General features: G+C 57.7%; 12 protein-coding genes, 1 pseudogene and 1 riboswitch. Of the genes and pseudogenes, 5 read left to right on the top strand and 8 right to left on the bottom strand.

Annotated elements, in window-relative coordinates; all coding sequences use genetic code 11:
- From PA598K_RS37315 to PA598K_RS14085, 5 genes and pseudogenes are all read right to left on the bottom strand, one after another.
- Positions 1 to 652 (bottom strand): annotated as a pseudogene (locus PA598K_RS37315) (collagen-like protein); the annotation flags it as partial.
- Positions 653 to 745: 93 nt separating this feature from the next.
- Positions 746 to 1,069 (bottom strand): hypothetical protein, encoded by a 324-nt coding sequence (locus PA598K_RS14100; RefSeq protein WP_128657586.1) that lies wholly within the window; start codon positions 1,067 to 1,069, stop codon positions 746 to 748.
- On the bottom strand, positions 1,047 to 2,201 hold the full coding sequence (locus PA598K_RS14095) for a glycosyltransferase family 2 protein (RefSeq protein ID WP_128657585.1): 1,155 nt from the start codon (positions 2,199 to 2,201) through the stop codon (positions 1,047 to 1,049). The genes PA598K_RS14100 and PA598K_RS14095 overlap by 23 nt, the downstream gene beginning before the upstream one ends.
- A 20-nt stretch (positions 2,202 to 2,221) precedes the next feature.
- The gene (locus PA598K_RS14090; protein WP_128657584.1) at positions 2,222 to 3,085 is read right to left on the bottom strand and encodes a hypothetical protein; all 864 of its coding nucleotides are present in this window, start codon (positions 3,083 to 3,085) and stop codon (positions 2,222 to 2,224) included.
- 10 nt (positions 3,086 to 3,095) lie between these two features.
- Complete coding sequence (locus PA598K_RS14085) at positions 3,096 to 3,422, bottom strand: hypothetical protein (protein ID WP_128657583.1); 327 nt, start codon at positions 3,420 to 3,422, stop codon at positions 3,096 to 3,098.
- Positions 3,423 to 3,660: 238 nt separating this feature from the next.
- On the opposite strand from PA598K_RS14085, the gene PA598K_RS14080 reads away from it, so the two are divergent.
- The 5 genes from PA598K_RS14080 to PA598K_RS14060 all read left to right on the top strand — a co-directional run bounded on the left by PA598K_RS14080 (position 3,661) and on the right by PA598K_RS14060 (position 9,084).
- Positions 3,661 to 4,779, top strand: coding sequence for a tetratricopeptide repeat-containing glycosyltransferase family 2 protein (locus tag PA598K_RS14080; protein ID WP_128657582.1), 1,119 nt, complete (start codon positions 3,661 to 3,663; stop codon positions 4,777 to 4,779).
- A complete protein-coding gene (locus PA598K_RS14075; protein ID WP_128657581.1) occupies positions 4,769 to 6,343 on the top strand; it encodes a glycosyltransferase in 1,575 nt (524 codons plus the stop codon). Before PA598K_RS14080 ends, PA598K_RS14075 begins: the two co-directional genes overlap by 11 nt.
- Before the next feature lie 2 nt (positions 6,344 to 6,345).
- The gene (locus PA598K_RS14070) at positions 6,346 to 7,230 is read left to right on the top strand and encodes a hypothetical protein (protein WP_128657580.1); all 885 of its coding nucleotides are present in this window, start codon (positions 6,346 to 6,348) and stop codon (positions 7,228 to 7,230) included.
- Positions 7,227 to 7,979, top strand: coding sequence for a class I SAM-dependent methyltransferase (locus PA598K_RS14065; RefSeq protein ID WP_128657579.1), 753 nt, complete (start codon positions 7,227 to 7,229; stop codon positions 7,977 to 7,979). The genes PA598K_RS14070 and PA598K_RS14065 overlap by 4 nt, the downstream gene beginning before the upstream one ends.
- A gap of 73 nt (positions 7,980 to 8,052) precedes the next feature.
- Positions 8,053 to 8,169: riboswitch (yybP-ykoY riboswitch) on the top strand.
- A 93-nt stretch (positions 8,170 to 8,262) separates the two neighbouring features.
- Positions 8,263 to 9,084, top strand: coding sequence for a TerC family protein (locus PA598K_RS14060; RefSeq protein ID WP_376739046.1), 822 nt, complete (start codon positions 8,263 to 8,265; stop codon positions 9,082 to 9,084).
- A gap of 144 nt (positions 9,085 to 9,228) precedes the next feature.
- Here PA598K_RS14060 and PA598K_RS14055 read toward each other — a convergent pair whose 3' ends face one another.
- The 3 genes from PA598K_RS14055 to PA598K_RS14045 form a co-directional block, all read right to left on the bottom strand.
- Positions 9,229 to 9,606 (bottom strand): LytR/AlgR family response regulator transcription factor, encoded by a 378-nt coding sequence (locus PA598K_RS14055; RefSeq protein WP_185601952.1) that lies wholly within the window; start codon positions 9,604 to 9,606, stop codon positions 9,229 to 9,231.
- 58 nt (positions 9,607 to 9,664) lie between these two features.
- Complete coding sequence (locus PA598K_RS14050) at positions 9,665 to 10,342, bottom strand: S1 family peptidase (RefSeq protein ID WP_185601950.1); 678 nt, start codon at positions 10,340 to 10,342, stop codon at positions 9,665 to 9,667.
- Positions 10,343 to 10,370: 28 nt separating this feature from the next.
- Positions 10,371 to 17,782, bottom strand: a 7,412-nt coding sequence (locus PA598K_RS14045) for a chitobiase/beta-hexosaminidase C-terminal domain-containing protein (RefSeq protein ID WP_185601948.1), incomplete at its 5' end; no start/stop codon positions are given.

Genomic DNA, 17,782 nt, shown 5'->3' with positions numbered 1-17,782 from the left:
CGGCTCCCGTTGCTCCGGTCGCTCCTGCAACACCGGTCGGGCCAGTTACCGAACGACTTTCGATTGAGACGTTAGCCGATCCAGGCGTCACTACGATATCAAGTGTCGTGGAAAGGAAATTCAGATCCTCTCCAACTGCTACAGTTGCTGATCCGGTCGGACCGAATACATTAAATAATACGGTGCCTGGATCAAAAGTTCCCGTCGGACCTGCCGGACCGGTTGCTCCTGTAATACCGGCGACTCCCGTTGCTCCTGTAGGACCTGTTGGGCCAGCAGGACCCGTCGCCCCGGTCGCCCCGGGGGGCCCTCCGGACGGTCCTGTCGGACCGGTCGCTCCAGTCGGACCGATCGATATCGGTGTTGACAAGACACTGTCCAGCTTGTTGGACAATATCCATTCACTTCGAGTCAGCTCGCGGATTGTATCCCTCACGCTTGCATTGACACTCAAGATGTCGCTGATTGAAGCCGACGGTCCTGTCAGGCCAGGCAACGTTCCGAGAACATACTGGAGCTTTTCTCCCTCCGCATTGATGATGTGACTTAACCCCAATTCCTCCAACGCAATAGACGACAGCATCAGATTAACAGCGTCTTCTCTTGTGATGGTAATTACAGGCGTAATATTGGGGATGTTTGACTGCGACATTGACATACCTCCCAAGTCTCAAAAATGGAATTGATCTCATGACCAATGATATAATTTATGATCTCAATCCTATTTGGTTACTTAATTCCACTTTTACCTTGTTATGCTCTTTTTTTCTATCAGGTCCAGCACATTAGAGAATTTCAGCTGCAGCAACACCTCCTTCATCACGACATCTTGCAGCGTCAGCCGTACGGTTTTGTTCACCTCCAGCAATTGATTGACGGATACGGAAGCGGGCGGCGTTGATTTTGAATTTAAAGTTCCGAGGACATACTGAATCTTCTCAGCCTCCGCATTCATGAGGTGTGCCAGAGCCATCTCTTCCAATGCAATAGAAGATAACAGCATCGTCGCACTCTGCTCCATCGTTACCGAGATGGTCGGCGTTATATTAGGTATGTGAGCCTGTGACATTCACTTCGCTCCCTTTTCTGCCAGTCTCCAACTTGAGTTTGGCTTGTTCAGCTTCTACAAATTGGGGATTTTGCTTCAATGTTTCTTTATAGTCCTCTTGCGCCAGGTCCAGCCTTCCGCTCAACCTGCGACATTCTCCCCTGTAGAAATAAGCCAGAAAACTTCCTGCTCCCTTCATTGTCAAATGAGTTGTACAGGTCTCGCCCATCGCCAAGCACTGGTTAAAGCTATTCTCGGCCTCTCGCAAATTACCGCGCAGCAGCAGAGCAATTCCTTGATAGAAGCGGAGATCGACATAGTCTGGATAGAGTTGAATCGCCTTATCGATGGCAGGCCACATCAGGTAGGCATGCCCAGACTCAAGAAGAGCGGCATATTTCAACTTGTAGACAAGCGATGGCGGGAGCTGGCCAATTTGGAGAAAGCGCGTAATGGCTAGATTGATATCCTTGATCGCTTCGTCGTATTTTGCAGCAGTCAGCCATTCGCTGGCCAGATGATAGTCGATCCATGGGCTATAGTCAGGCAGCTTTTTTTGCTCTTGAAGCATACGAATATTACGCCCGGATTTATCCTTGGCTAGTCTAATGTCATCCATATACCCATAATGATAAATACGAGCCTTAATCGTAGGTGGCGGTTCGAGCGATGTGATAACCTCGTTCACGTTCAACTGCTCATGAATGGGGTTCACGAATCTCAGTCCAATACCGTTGCGAAAGAGACGATGATGAGCTAGAATATGGCAGCGCAACGGATCTGGCGGATCCGCGCCATAATAATTAATCAGCTCCACTAGAAGCAGCGGGCCTTTTTCCGTTGCCAGGCTCTCGCGCATCGCCTCACCATCTGCAGCCTCCAACTCTTCATCTGCGTCCAACCACAACACCCAGTCGCCCGTGGCATGCTCCAGACCAACATTGCGTGCCTGGGCGAAATCCTCCTGCCAGCGGTGATGGATAATTATAGCTCCGTAACTCTCGGCAATCGCCAGTGTTCGATCAGCTGACCCGGTATCGACGATAACAATCTCATCGACAAAAGGCGCTGCGCTAGCCAGGCAACGCTCCAACGTTTCAGCCTCATCTCGAACAATCATGCACAGTGACAGTTTGGTGCTAATATCGTTCACCTCCTTGTATATTTCCCCCTCTATGCCTGACGCGGACTGTCGCCGCGCTTGCCAGATTTGGGGGTCGGCTTGAGCAGCAAAGGCTTCGTACGGACAGGGGCAACGCTTGTCGCGACTCGTTTCTTCTCGGAAGCGTCTAATCTCGGTATCAGATTGCTGGACAACGTCAATGCCGGAAAATCTGCATTCGCGCCTACAGGTGACGAGCGAACAGACGCAGTCGAATCGATTTGTTTTCGGGGAGGGCTCGGCTTTGGTGTTTGCAGACGTGTCGGTGGGTTCGGTGGGGTCTTGACCGTCGTAGCAGTCTTGCTTTTCACGACTGCGGTCGGAGCGACTCGCTGCGAGTTGGCCGGGAGTGCCGGAACCTGCAGTCGGATGACCGGATGATCAGCGTTGACATTCTTCTTGGGCTGACTTGCAGCCTGACGTTCAATATGCGCAGGCTGCGCCACCTTACTGCGCGCTTGCGGCAGCGGTGACTCAACGTGAATAGGCGGACGCTGCACAGGATGCTTTTTGGGCACGGGGCCGCCAACTCGCCCCTTCGGCCTATTCGCTTGCGCCGACTGAAGCGTATGGATTCGTTCGATCGTTTCCCGAATCCATTTCATACGTTTATCGTACTTGCGCTTTTCCAGAATGTAGCCTAGTCGATCCCGTGCCGCTTTTGGCCCCAGCGCCAGCTCGATTTTATTATCTAACACTTCTGCATACTGTTTCATCGCACGTAGTCGGACCTGCCCGCCGGGACGCCACAGCCCTCTTTTGCCGCTACTTTTCGCCAGCCTTTCATACGATTCCAGATACCGTTTATAGGCCAGTTGTACCTGCTCCAACGCTTCCAGTATATCTGTTTCCAGACAATCGTTAGCTTCTATCATCCCGTTTTGCTCACTCCTCGCAATCACAACCTTCGTCATGACCCTCGATGTGATAATACTCGATGGCACTTTCCATCTTCCGTAGCAGCAGCCACTCCTTCATGACGATAATATCGATCAGCTTGGTCGTTTGCCCGTTAAACTTAAGGATGAATTCATTCGAAGGACAACTGGGAAAGTCAAGGTCTTTGCCTGCAAAAGCCTGGATTTTTTCGGCTTCTGCATTTAACAAATGCGAAATCGCCGTCTCCTCCATTGCAATGGACTTCAATAGATCGATGACGACCTCATTTTTGCTCGGTCTGAAATTTTCTTCAGGAATCGTAGGCATACTCATTCGCTCATTCACACCTCCTTCTAGACAACTGCCTCTTGTGGCCTGTCAGCAGGACAGACGACAAGATTATGGATATTCTTCACATTTAGCCTATTTGAATCCAAAAAGCGTTATTCCTAGATGACAAGCTCGATCGACATTATTTTCCTTACAGCCTGCCCTTCTATTCATGCAGAGCTTGCCCCGAGAATATAGTTGCAATAGCTCACTTATCCCGATGTTTATGGAGGAGGTTCGCTTGATCTCAATAAGCCTGTGTATGATTGTCAAAAACGAGGAGGCCGTGCTCGCAAGATGTCTGGAGTCTGTCGGCGCAGTTGCCGACGAGATCGTCATCGTCGACACCGGCTCGACGGATCGGACGGTTGAAATCGCCCGGCAGTTCACCGATCGCATCTTTCACTTCGATTGGATCGACGATTTTGCAGCCGCCCGCAACTACGCCTTTGCCCAGGCATCGCAGCCTTACATCCTGTGGCTCGATGCCGACGACATCCTCCTCCAGCAGGATCAGCAAAAACTGCTGGAGCTCAAGTCGTCTCTTGATCCCGAGGTAGACTCGGTGTCCATGCTCTATAATCTGAGCACCGATGAGTTCGGCAACGTCAGCTTCAGCCTGCGGCGCAATCGACTGGTCAAACGGAGTCGAGGATTCCGCTGGATCGGCCCGGTTCACGAATACCTGGAGGTCGGCGGACATATCATCAGCAGCGACATCGCCGTCACCCACGCCCCCGGCGCCGAGGATGGCGATTCCGATCGCAATCTGCGAATTTATGAAAAACGCCAAGCAGCCGGGGAACGCTTCAATGCTAGGGATCTGTACTATTACGCCAACGAACTGAAGGACCATCGCCGTTATGTCGAGGCTTCGCGAATGTACGAACAGTTCCTCAATAGCGGCGAAGGCTGGGTCGAAGACGAGATTACGGCTTGCGGCAAGCTGGCTGACTGTTATCTTGAGGTCGGCAATCGCAAGCTTGCCCTCGAAGCTGCGCTCCGCAGCTTCCAGTACGGCTCGCCTCGAGCCGAGGCTTGCTGCCGGATCGGCTATCACTACCTGGAGCAAGACGATGCGTCAGCTGCCGTCGCCTGGTATCGATTCGCTACGCAGCTTCCCCAGCCAGACACCTGGGGCTTCGCCAATCCAGCCTGCTCCACCTGGCTCCCCCACCTGCAGCTCTGCGTCTGTTACGACCGGCTGGGCCAATACGACCTGGCCCATGAACATAACGAACAGGCGCTCTTGTACAGACCTTCGGATACCCGGATGCTCGCCAACCGCAAGTATCTTGCCACTCGTCTGACAACGGTATCGGCTACAACGACCAAGGAGGCCATACGAGATGAGCACTAACTCCACTGCTCGTGTCTTGATTGCAAGTCCGATCCGACAATCTCCCGATATTCTAGAGCGATTTTTACGCTCGCTCAGACTGCTGGAGCGCGGCGACCTGAATATCTCGTTTATGTTTATTGACGATAATGACGATCCTCTCTCTCGAATGCTCCTACAGCATTTCGTCCATCAGGAACCCCAGACCTTTATTCAGTATGCAGCCGCCCAAGACATATACCATCGGGATGAGAATACCCATTATTGGAACGACCACCTCGTGTGGAAGGTAGCCGCATTTAAGGACCAGATCCTGGAGCAAGCCCGCGATATGGGCTGCGACTATGTGTTCCTCGTGGATTCCGATCTGCTGCTGGAGCCCGAGACGTTGCTGCATCTCATCAAGGCCGATCAGCCGATCGTAGCCGAGATCTTCTGGACGCGATGGCAGCCGGATGCGATGGCCCAGCCGCAGGTGTGGATGCTGAATGAATACAGTCAGTGGGAGCAAGCTCGCGGAGAATCGCTGACAGAAGAGGAGAAGGCTGTACGCACCTTCAATTTCCTTGAGAAGATGCGATCGCCGGGACTTTATCAGGTCGGCGGCCTTGGCGCATGTACGCTCATCCGCAGTGATGCGCTGCACAAGGGCGTATCCTTCGCCGCCATCCCCAATCTCACCTTTTGGGGCGAGGATCGGCATTTCTGCGTTCGAGCGGCGGCGCTTGGCATTCCGATGTATGTCGACACGCATTATCCCGCCTTTCATATATACCGGGATACCGACAAGCCCGCTGCCGACGATTTTTTGACCCGGATCGTCCAGCGGGCGCAGCTCGCTGCCAAGCCCCCCTCTATGGCTCAAGTGTCGACAGAGCGCCAGCCTGCCAAGACAGGGATCACCTTGTCGATGGTCGTCCACAATGAAGAGCACCGCTATCTCGAAGCGATCCTGCTCTCTCATCGTCCCTACATCGATCAGGCAGTCATCATCGACGATGGCAGTACCGACCGGACAGTGGATATCTGCTTACGCGTACTCGGCGGCATCCCGATAAGGATCATCCACAATGCCGTCCCGAGGTTCAGCAATGAAGTACTGCTGCGCAAGCAGCAGTGGGAAGAGACGATCAAGGCATCGCCAGAATGGATTCTCAACCTCGACGCCGACGAACAGCTGGAAGCGCGTTTTGCAGCCGAAATTCACAGTCTGACCGCTCAAACCGAAGTTGATTTGTTTTGCTTCCGCCTCTACGATTTCTGGAATGAAACACATTACAGGGAGGATGGTTACTGGCAGGCTCATCGCGTCTATCGGCCGTTCTTGCTCCGTTATCGACCGGGATTGGAATATCACTGGAAGGAAACCGCTCAGCACTGCGGACGTTTCCCGGATAATGTGTTTGAGCTCCCGCATGCGGTGTCCGAGCTGCGGATCAAGCACTTCGGATGGGCAGACCCGCAAGATCGGCAACGCAAGCTGGAACGCTATCAGACGCTGGACCCTGAAGCCAAATATGGCTCGCAGGAGCAGTACGCATCGATACTGGATGAAGAGCCCCGTCTTATAGAATGGGAGGAATGACGATGACTGGAGCCATCAACACTGAGGGCCGGCTAATCCATACACTACCGCTTCTCCTCCGCCAAGAATCGATGTCCGTAGATCTTGCCATGACTGAGAATTGCCTGCGCTCGCTCGCATTGTCGCCAGAGCGCAGCGTCATCATCTATAATCAAGGCTGTCTTGCAAACGAGGATCTGCAACAATTGACATCACAATGGGGCGTCGATGCTCACATCCTCGGCGACGGGCACAACATCGGGATCGCCCAGGCGAGGCAAGCTTGCTTCGAATACATATGGCGCGAGCTGCCGCAGACAGCCTGGACCTCCGAAATCCATGTCGACATGATCTTCCCGGCACACTGGTACGCGCCGCTGCTCCGTTACCTGGAGACGTCGCAAGAGCCGATGATCAGCCCAGGAATCGTCACGGCTGGCGGGGTGATGCAACCGTTGGAGGAGCAGATCACGGTCCCCGCAGATATGGAAGGGTGGCTGGAGCTGCTCCCCACATTGTCGAGGGAGGGCGTAGTTTACGGCTTCGTCCATCCCGTTATACACCATAACGAAGCATTGCGTGCGATCGGCGGCTACGATATCCGCCTGCTCAAGGGCAAGCAAGGCTTTGAAGATGACAGCCTGCTGGTTGGCTATTCATACTATATAGGCACGCGTCAACGCTGGAGACCACAGATCTGCTTGCAGAGCTGGGTATATCACGCCACACTCGCACAACGCATGTCCATGCCAGACAAACTCGATGATTTTGCTCGCAATGAGGTGGGTCTGGTCGCCCAGTACGGGATCCAGGGATTGCGCGAGCTCGCCCGCGTGCACGATCGGCCTGCTACCTTTCTTGGTCTAGCTCAAAAATACATGTCATCACAGAAAGGACTGGACGCATGAATCAGGAAGAACAACAAAAACAAGTGTGGGATCAGTTGTGGAGCAATAAGGAGACGGGCGGCGGCCATCAGTGGGACCCGCTGAGCGATACGATCTATAATGAAATCCTGAAGCTGCTGCCAGCGGATCGCCCAGCGACCTTGCTCGAGGCCGGCTCGGGCACAGGTCGCATCTCGCTGCGTCTGGCTGCTGATGGGGCTGAGGTGACGCTAGTCGATTACTCGGCGGGAGCCATCTCCAACAGTCAGCGTCTGTTCCAAAGCCAACAGCAAAGCGGCCGCTTCATCCTCTCCGATATACGCAATATCAATCTGCCTGACGGCGAGCTGGATATCGTGTGGAACTCCGGCGTGCTGGAGCACTTCGATAAGGACCAACAAATCGCTATTCTGAAAGAGATGAAACGTTTGACCAAGCCTGGCGGCACCGTGCTCGTACTCACTCCGTCTGCACGCTCTCTGCCGTACCTGGTAGGCAAATTTGCCGCCGAACAGCAAGGGACCTGGATGTACGGAACCGAGCATCCGGTCTGGTCGCTGCAAGAGGTGTTCGCAGCTAGCGGTCTCGAGCTGCTGCCAGAATACCACATCGGCTTTGAGAACAGTCTCGATTTTCTCGACTTTATCGGCGGCGCCCAACCCGTCAAAGAGTGGATGCGCCGATGGTATCAATCGTTGCCTGACGAGGCGCGCGACGTATTTGCCGGCTACCTGTTGGTCAGTAAAGGTAATCGTCCTCTCGAAGGATGACGGTAGTTTGCATCACCAACTTAATCAGCTTGACAAACCCTCCTGGGCAGATTAAAATAAAACCAATCGAATATTCTTCCTCAAAGGGGAGTAGCGTCCGGGTTTACCCGGAAACAAAGTCGTCAGTTCATGGATGCGCACCATCCATCGGCTTTGTTGGCATGAATCGCTTGTTTTTTATCTCATGCTCAGCAAGACCTTTGCCATAGTCGGCAGAGGTCTTTTTTATGTCCTGAGCCGACTACGGGATGAAGAAAATACAAGCCCCCACAGGAGGAATTTTATGGACGCAGGATTGTTGTTGGAGTACGGTTGGGTATTGCTGGTGTTGATTGCCCTTGAGGGAATCCTGGCAGCGGACAACGCGCTGGTCATGGCGGTCATGGTCAAGCATTTGCCGGACGACAAGCGCAAAAAGGCGCTGTTTTACGGTCTTGCCGGCGCATTCGTGCTGCGCTTCGGTGCATTGTTCCTGATCTCGTTCCTGGTCGATGTCTGGCAGGTTCAGGCCGTCGGCGCGCTTTACTTGCTGTACATCTCGATCAACCATATCGTCAAGAAGTTTTTTATGTCCTCCAAGTCGGACGATGCCAAGCCGAAGAAGGAATCCGGCTTCTGGATGACTGTCGTTAAGGTTGAACTTGCGGATTTGGCCTTTGCGGTCGACTCGATCCTCGCGGCGGTAGCGCTGGCCGTTACGCTGCCAGCGACCACGCTGCCGACGATCGGCGGTCTGGACGGCGGTCAGTTCGCCGTCATCCTGGCTGGCGGCTTGATCGGGATCGTCATTATGCGGTTCGCAGCCACCTACTTCGTCTCCTTGCTCAAGCAACGCCCGAGTCTGGAGACTGCCGCCTTCCTGATCGTCGGCTGGGTTGGCGTCAAGCTCGCGATGTACACGCTCGCGCATCCGGATATCAATGTCATCGACAAGCACTTCATCGAGTCGGCGACATGGAAAATCTTCTTCTGGGTTGTGCTGGTCGCCATCGCTACGATCTCCTGGTTCCTGAGCGGCAAGCTTGAGGCCAACAGCCCGATTACGACCAAGGAAGAAAAGGTTGTCAAGGAAGAGAAGAAAATCGTGGAAAAAGGAAGAAAGTAAGACAAATCAGCCTAACGCTCTCGTGGCGAGCGTTAAAAATCATAATTTTCTGCACAAAAAAACTTCGTCGATATCCGCAAGCTTTCGCGGTATCGACGAAGTTTTTTATTATTTTGTTACCCTTTTATGGCCCCTTTAGGACCATTATGACCCCTTTATGCTCAGGCGGGCTCTTAGACGTTGCATCGCTTGCTTCAGTCGTACCTGATCGAAAGGCTTGAGCACATAGTCCACCATCTGCTGATCAAACGCCCAGAGCGCGTAGTTTTTGCTCTCCGTCACTACTACGATCTGCACCGCAGGGTACTGCTCCCTCACCTGCTCGGCGACGATCAGGCCCTGCATGCCGGGGAGCTGCACATCAAGGAACAGGACGTCCGGTTGAAGGAGACCGACACTCTTGATCACATCGAATGGATGAGTACTTTTGCCGATGACGGATATGCCGCCGATCAGGCCCAATAGCTGGGCCAGATGCTTTATATCCCGTTCATTGGCATCCAACAAATACGCTTTGATCAAACCGCTCCCCTCCTCCCTTCCACGCCCAATGAACAGCCTTAACTTAATCAGTTGTGAATTAGCGCCTGAATGGCTTCAGCGCCTTCAAGTCTTCCATAGAGATGCCCAGATGAATGTTGTTCATCGTCCGCAAGGAGCCCGAGATGACCCCTGCGAGCCGTCCCTGCTCATCGAGCAAGGGACCGCCCGACATGCCGCTGACGATCTCCGAGGAGACCAGGATACGACTCCGACCGTTGATGGTCGCTGTCGGATGGTTGACGATGCCTTCCGTGATGATCGGCGTCTCCTTGAGCGGATAGCCCATCGCGAAGATACGCTCGCCATGCTGGAGAGACGGCTCCCGGACCTCCAGTACGCTGTAGGCCGGATCCTTGGCTCCCGGCGCAGGCAGCTTGATGATCGCCGCATCGGTACGCTCGTCGTAGTCCAACACCTGCACAGGGCCAACCGTTCGGCCATCGCTGAGGACCGCCTCGATGCGGGTCGCGTCCTTGACGACATGATAGGCGGTGGACGCCGTGCCGTCGGCTGCGATGATCGCGCCGCTGCCCACCGATTTGACGGTTTGGTCCTCGTTCAGCACACGCACATAGAACATCGCTTGATGTGTCCGGGCATAGATGTCCTCCGCGCGATATTCCGCCTGCGTATCCGCCTCGATGCCCCCGATCGCAACCCCTGTGCCTGCCAGCAGCAGGAGCAGCAGCCAAGCTGCCGCCCATTTGCTTTTCATTTGTGCCTCTCCTCTTTCCTTGCGTGTATTACTTGATCGCCGACATAATCGCATCATAGGCCCAATGGCCCGGCTTGACGTCGGTCAGCGGCGTGTGATCGGCGTCCAGCCGCGTGCCAACCATACGGTTGATGACCGTGACGGCTTGAGCGCGGGTGACGAGCTCCTGTGGACGGAACGTGCCGTCCGGGAAGCCTTGGATCAGTCCGCGATCCGTGAAGGCGCCGACATACGATTCCGCCCAGTGGCCGCGCACATCGCTCAGACTGCTCTGGACAGCCGCGTCGGTCTCCAGATGCAGCACCCGCGAGAGCACGACGACGAACTCCGCTCTCGTCAAGCCACGGTCGCTGCCGAACGTGCCGTTCGGATAGCCCTCGATAATGCCCGCCGAGGCGAAAAATCCGACCAGGTCCTCCTCGCGGGACTTGACGTCACTGAACGGCTGGCCGACGCTAACCTGCTGCATATCGAGCAGCGGCGCCAGCGCTTCGATCAGCTCGAAGCGGGTAATCGCCTGGTTCGGCTTGAAGCTCTGGTCGGCATAAGGCGCGATGTACCGCACCTCATCGGCATCCTTCCGAACATCATAAGTCGCATTTTCCACCTTGAAGCTGTAAGTCATAACCGTGTTGTCGCCGCTGGTGATCGCCTTGACGGTCATATTGCCGCTGATGATCAGCTCGCCGCGATACACCTTGCTGCGCGTCGTCGGCTTGCTGCCATCTGTTGTGTAATAGATCGTCTGACCTGCCGGAGCGGTCAGCGCAAGCTTGCTGTTCTTGGCTACGGTCACCGGCTCCGAGCCGTTGCTGCTTGTGGACTGACTGCCAATCGAAGCTTTGATCGCCGGTGTAGTCTCTTGTTCCGGCTCTGGCTCCGGCTTCGGCTGAGCTGGTGTCGTCGGAATAGCCACTCCGCCACCACCGCCTCCGCCGCCTGCATTGCCGCCTCCGGTGCTTTGCTTCGTCCAGACGCCGGTCGCGACCTCGGAGTACTCCTTGTTCTCGGCGATGGTGATCGCCTTGACAGTCGTCGTCTGGTTCAGTGTGAATGGCACGGTATACAGCTGCGACGTCTCGTTCGGCGTGCGGCCATCGGTCGTGTAATAGATCCGTCCGCCCGGCTCGCTTGTCGTGAGCTCCACCTGCGCACTGTTCACAATCGTCGACTGCGCCGGCATGGCAGGCTTGACCGCCTGAGTCGCGTACTTCGGCGCTACCGTCTGGATGCGGATCGTCCGCTCTAGACCTCCCGCCGCAGCGGTCAGCTCGATCGGCTGCGTCGTCGTCACGAGTGTAGCCTTGGCTCCATTGACGATCGCCTCCGCACGCTTGGCGCTCCAGGCGATGCCCGGCGACGACAGCGAGACGGTGCGCTCGCGCTCGATCCGGCTGACGAGGTCCTGCTCATGCAGGATGACTGCCGCCGCTCCGAGCAGCGCTTCCGGTTCGCCTTGCAGCTCGCGCAGACGCGGATACAGACTTGCTGTTGCTTGCCAGTGCGCGCCATTAAGCGCAGTTGGCAGACTCGAGCCGGTCAGTTGCTTGCCGGTCAGGGCCTGGTTGGCGTTATTGCCGCCAACCCGTGTCCCGTCAGCGTCATAGGTGCTGCTATCGAGCTTCAGCAGCTGTTTGTTGTATACATTGCCTGTCAGCTCGGCATTGGCGCTCTGCTGACCGGCGATGCCGCCGAAGTACGTGCGTCCCGGCACGAGTCGTCCCTCGGAGAGGGCGATCGTGCTGGCGCTCGCCATCGACTGGCTGATCGTGCCGTCCAGCGCGTAGCCTGCGATGCCGCCGGCCCAGGCCGAGACGGCGCCTTCGACTTGTACCGTACCAGTGAAGGCTGCGTACGTGATGTCCCCGGAGCTGCGACCGACGATGCCGCCAGCCGATACGCGCTCGCTAATGGCGACGATATCCATGTAGGACAGTACGTCCGTCAGTTCGCCTGACGCGGTGTTCTCTCCGGCGATCCCGCCAGCGACGCTATCCCCGTCGGCAGTCGTGTTCAGACGACCAGTTGTCAGCGACTTGGCGATCGTCCCGTCATTGCGGCCGACGATGCCGCCGGTATGGCTGCCTGCGCCATTGATCTGCGCGTCCACCTGGACTTGCTCGATGACGCCTTCGTTGACGCCGGCGACCACGCCAGCGATCGACGAAGCCTGGAGCGTCGCCGAGGCGAAGCGCAGATCACGGATCGTACCCGCCAGGGTACGGACGAAGCCTACCGAAGCTTCGCTGCTCTCTGTCAGCTTCAATCCCGTGATCGTGTGGCCTCTGCCGTCCAGCTCGCCAGCGAACGTATCGAACATCGGCGCTGGCAGATTCGTGAAGTCCAGATTATCGCTCAGGAAGAGATGCACGAGCGGCAGCTTCGCGACAGCGTCGCGATCGAAGAGCCGGTAGTAGCTCAATCCCTGGTCGTTGTTCAGCAATACAGCGCCGTACAGTTGTCCAGGCGTCCGGATCTCGATCTTGCCCTCGTCCGGATCGCTCAGGAAGTCCGTATCGACCTGATCGGTCCAGATCGAGGTCGGTCCGAGCGGCTGCGCTGGCTGGCGCGTGAAGCTCGGCGCCGAGCCGCGATTGTGTCCGATCACGTCCGCATTGCTGTCTACGGTCGAAGCCGTCAGCTTGCCGTCGCGGAAGTTGTAGCCGATCATCGCGCCACTGTACACATTGGCTCCGGTGACCTCGACCGTGATTGCGACCGCTCCGGCATGGACACGCTCGAGCGGACCGTCGTTGTACCCGGCGAACCCGCCGCTGTACGAGCGAGTCGCTCCCCGTGTACCGGTAGTGCGGATGCTCTGCTGCAGCGCATAGGAGTCATTGATCTCTGCTCCCGGCTCTACTGCCCCGGCAAAGCCGCCGCTCCGCGTATCGAAGCCGGTGTTGACGATGTCGCCGGACGCGTAGCTGTCCGTGATGACATAATGATTGATAGAGCCGCCGAAGCCTCCGACATAGGAGCCGAGTCGTCCGCTCACCTGGACGTCGCCCGTAGCGTACGCTACATCGATCGTCCCCTGGATTGGATCGCCTGTGCCCAGCATGCCTGCGAAGCCGCCGGCGAAGATCGTGTTGTCCTGATTGCCGTCCTCGACGCGAACCTTCATATCCGAGGAGACGTTAGTCATCACTGCGCGATCCGCAGAGCCGACGAAGCCTCCCGCGAAGGTAGCAGGCAGCAGCCCGGTCTTGGATACGGCCGTACCGATCTTCAGCGCTTGATCTGCCTCGCCCTGCCATCTCGTATAGTGCAGCTCGCCGCCGACGGCATGTCCGACGACGCCGCCGACATGGAATACACGGCTCGATGGCACGTCGATCGCGCCATGCGCGTTGGCTCTGACAATGATGCCGCTAGAGTAGCCGGCGATGCCGCCCAGCTCGGTCGTCCGACCGCCCTGGACGAGGAAGCTCGCTTGCGAATCGCTGTTCGTAATCGAAGCATCCAGCAATTGGCCGGTCAGACCGCCGACCGCGAGATTCGCTTCATTGGCCTGGCCAGTGACGCGGATCGTCGTCGGCAGTACGCGGGCATCGCAGAGGCCGTTGTAGAGCGGTGCCCAATGGCCAAAGTCGAACTCCCGATCGCGCTGATCGGAGCTGACGATACCGGCGATCCCGCCGACTGCGCTATTGCCGCTACGCGCGGTTACTGTCAATTCAGGCAGCGCCTGCGCGTCGTAGAAGATCGAGTTGTGCGCAGCGCCGACGATGCCGCCAACCGTTACACGCTCGGCTTCGCCGGTGATCGTCACCTCGGCGTCCGCGCCGCTGACGGCGGTATCGGTCGTCTGACCGATGATGCCGCCGATGACAACGTGCGTGCTGTCTGTCAGCGAAGCGATATGCACGCCAGTGACAGTGACATCCGTGAGATCGAACGCCGCCTCGCCTTTGCCTTCCTTGACGCCGATCGCTCCGCCGAGCACGCCTTGACCGCTCATATGCGTGCCTTCAGCTGTCGCTTCGACCTTGATCTGGGACAGTGTATTGTCGGCATACGATTGGCCGATGATGCCGCCGACGATCGTACCCTCGCCGCTCGCAGCAAGGACACCGCCCTCGAAGCTGACGGACAGCTCGCTCGCCTGACCGCTCATGTATTGGCCGACCAGTCCGCCTACTGTCTGACGAGCGCCGCCGGAGAAGATTCGGTACTCCGGCTTGAACGCGACCGCAAAGCCGCTCATGTCGCCGCTCTGACGACCGACGATACCGCCGATAACAGGCTGCTCGGCATCGCTGCCAACGCTGCCGTCCAGAGAGCGGATCTCGAACAGCTGCGGCAGCAGCTCTCCCGTGTTGTCGCCGATGACGCCGCCGACGACCGATTCAGGATGCGCGCCGACGATCCGGCTGCCCTCTTCGAACGTAATCTTCAGGCCGCTCCACGTACCGGTATTTTTACCGATGACGCTGCCTACTGTTTTGCCGGAGACGGTCATGCCGTCCAGCAGCTCGAGGTTCACCGAGCTTACAGTGCCTTTGTTGAAGCCAGCCAGTACGCCGGTGTAGTTTTGACCCGCTACCGCATGAGGCTCCATCGTAATGTTGCGGACAGCGCCGTGCTCGCCGATGACGCCGAACAGACCGCTGTACGCGTGGACGGGCTCGATGGTCAAGCCGTCGATCAGATAGTGACCGCCGTCGAAGGCGCCCTGGAACGGATGGGACTCATCATAGCCGATTGGCACCCACTGCTGCGACTGAATCGCAATCTTGCCGCCCAGCTGGATGATTCGATTGCGGAAGTCGAAGGCGTCCATGCCCGGCACAGTGCCGTTGACAAGCGCAGCCAGACCGGCGAGCTCCGCCTCAGTCGTCAGCACATACGTTTCGGCCCCTTTGTCATTCATATACCAATTAATATTGGCATTGACGTTGTTGCCTTCCTGTCCGCCGGTATTGGCCGTACGGAACAGCTCGGGATACTGGTAGTCTGCGTTCGTCGACGCGTATTTCCAGGTCGTCTCGAAGTCCCATCCGGAGAGGCCCGGGAACAGCTGACGATCCCGCAGCGTCTCGGTCTGCAGCGTGCTCAGACCGCCCAGTACGCCGAGGAAGCGGTATTTGCCTTCGGCGAAGTCCGGCAGATCGTTGTTGAACTGCTTGCCTTCGTCCTTGACGTAGAAGTTTTTGTAGAGCAATTCCTTGCTTACATTATCATATCGACCGGCGAAGCCGCCGGCATAAGCTCCATTTTCGGCGATCACTCTCGCCGTGGAGTACGTGCGCTTGATCTCGCCGTTGCCGATACGGCCAGCCAGACCGCCCGAATACGAATATTCGTTTTGCGCGCGGACGTTTTTGACAACATAGCTGTCCGTGATGCTGCCCGCCGCATGGTCGCCGACGAGGCCGCCGACGATGCTGTGCACGCCTGTCGCGGTGACGAGCGACGCGGTGTGCGATTGCTTGATCTGTCCCGTGTTGCGACCGACCAGACCGCCCAGATAGACGTCGCCGCTATTGGAGCCATAAGCGCTGCTCGTGATGTCGATATCGACATAGGATGCCTGGATGACGCCGGCATTGTTGCCGACCAGACCGCCAGCGAGCGTATCTGCGCCTTCGATCGTCAGCGTAGCATTGGAGTACGTATAGTACAGCGTGCCCGCCGATGTATTGACGCCGACCAGGCCGCCGATGACGCCGCGGCTGTCGCGGGAGAGCACCGGGATCTTGTCGGTAATGCTGTTGTTGGCGATCAGGGTGCGGTTCTCGCCGACCATACCGCCTGTGATCGTATCTGGAGCCAGTACATAGACGGCGCGCGTCTGCGTGCCGATGACCCGGCTGTGCTGGATGCTGCTCACTGCAATAGCTGGATCCAGACCAGCATCTCCTGTACGCGCATCATTGAGGCCGACGTAGCCGCCGACGATCGAGGAAGACGCTGTCGCATTGACCTGGACATTAAGGCCAATCAGGGCGACATTGGAGATGACCGCTTGAGCCGTTCCCTTGTTATAGCCTGCCATGCCGCCCACGGTCGTCCGTACGCCGCTCACGGTCAGATTGACCGTGCGCCCGTCGAGACGATCGAGCTTGGCGCCATCGACATAACCTGCGACGCCGCCGACGTACACATCAGTCGCCGCATCGGAGGCCTGGATGAGGACGTTGCCGAGGTTCGTCGCGAAGCCGTCGCCGACGATGCCGCCGCCCTCGATCCGACCCGCGACGCCGCCCGCTTGCTGCTGCGGTGCGCGCGCATGAAGGATGACGTAGTTCGGCAGCTCGCCGTCCGCCTTTGGCTGGACGATGCTGGCATTCACCGCGTGGCCGACGATGCCGCCGAGCAGCGACTGCGCGCCGGTAGCGGTGATCATCGCTTGCTCCCCTGCTACGGCATGAGCGCGTGTGATCGCTGCATCTCGACCGGACGATTCGATCCGTCCGGCGATGCCGCCTGCCTCGGTCCGCTCGCCGGAGGCTGTGATGACGACCGAGCTGGCGACGCTGTCGGTCAGTGTGCCGGTCACGCCGCCGGCTGTGCCGCCCAGCTTGCTGTCTGCGCCGCTGGCCGTGATCCGGATGTCGTCGGCGAGCGTCGCCGGGCTGTCGCCCGAGATCTGGCCGAAGCTGCCGCCGGCGTAGACGGACGCGCCTTGCAGCGTCATCGTCACGTGCCGCGACTCCATGCGGCTGCGCTCGCTGCTGATCGCGCCTTCCTGCAGACCGACGATGCCGCCTGAACGCACCTCGTCTGCGGGCGAGCCGATCGTCAGATGACGCACATCGACATAGAGCTGCGGCGCCTGGTTGGCGCCGACTGCGCCGCCGAAGCTGCTGTCGTCGGCTTGCAGGTCGATCGTGACATTACTGACCGTCACTGACTGCTCGGCTGTCCCTACGGACGCCTCCGAGGTGAGACGTCCAGCGATGCCGCCGATCGTATACTTGCTAGTGCCGTCGACCGTCAGGAAGCCGGTCTTGACGACGCTGCTCTCGACAATCGAGAGCGCTGTTTCGTTATGACCGACGATGCCGCCTGCTGTCAGGCGGTGAGCGCCATCGCCTCCGGTCACTTGGGCGCGAAGCGTCAGCGAGTTGGAGTCGCCGAACGTCTCATCGCCGACGACCGCTCCCGTGATCGTCCCTTGCGCCGAGCCGGCGATGCCGCCCGCTGCCGCGCCTGGCGTCGTCGCAGTCAGCGCGATATGACGGCTGCTGACATCCTCGAGCGTACCGTCAGCATAGCCTGCGATGCCGCCGAGCGTACCGTCCGACTCGATCGACGCGAAGGCATCGGCTGCGCCTTGCGCTTGCGAGTCCGTGACTGTACCGCTCTGCAGGCTCCCCACGATGCCGCCGGTATAGACCTCGTCTCCGCCGGTTGCTGTCAACTCGCCGTGGAAGGCGCTGCTCTCGATCTGCGCTTCATCGGCATAACCGACGATGCCGCCGGTGCTGACCG

The organism is Paenibacillus sp. 598K, assembly GCF_003851045.1.
In the GTDB taxonomy this organism is placed as follows: Bacteria; Bacillota; Bacilli; order Paenibacillales; family Paenibacillaceae; genus Paenibacillus_D.
The sequence above is the reverse complement of the archived record's forward strand: the minus strand, read 5'-3'. Positions and strand labels throughout refer to the sequence as shown.

Bases quoted from the DNA above. Each gene is read 5' to 3' on its own strand.
- PA598K_RS14060 (WP_376739046.1), top strand. From the start codon at position 8,263: ATGGACGCAGGATTGTTGTTGGAGTACGGTTGGGTATTGCTGGTGTTG.
- PA598K_RS14050 (WP_185601950.1), bottom strand. From the start codon at position 10,342: ATGAAAAGCAAATGGGCGGCAGCTTGGCTGCTGCTCCTGCTGCTGGCA.
- PA598K_RS14100 (WP_128657586.1), bottom strand. From the start codon at position 1,069: ATGTCACAGGCTCACATACCTAATATAACGCCGACCATCTCGGTAACG.
- PA598K_RS14065 (WP_128657579.1), top strand. From the start codon at position 7,227: ATGAATCAGGAAGAACAACAAAAACAAGTGTGGGATCAGTTGTGGAGC.
- PA598K_RS14070 (WP_128657580.1), top strand. From the start codon at position 6,346: ATGACTGGAGCCATCAACACTGAGGGCCGGCTAATCCATACACTACCG.
- PA598K_RS14085 (WP_128657583.1), bottom strand. From the start codon at position 3,422: ATGAGTATGCCTACGATTCCTGAAGAAAATTTCAGACCGAGCAAAAAT.
- PA598K_RS14090 (WP_128657584.1), bottom strand. From the start codon at position 3,085: ATGATAGAAGCTAACGATTGTCTGGAAACAGATATACTGGAAGCGTTG.
- PA598K_RS14075 (WP_128657581.1), top strand. From the start codon at position 4,769: ATGAGCACTAACTCCACTGCTCGTGTCTTGATTGCAAGTCCGATCCGA.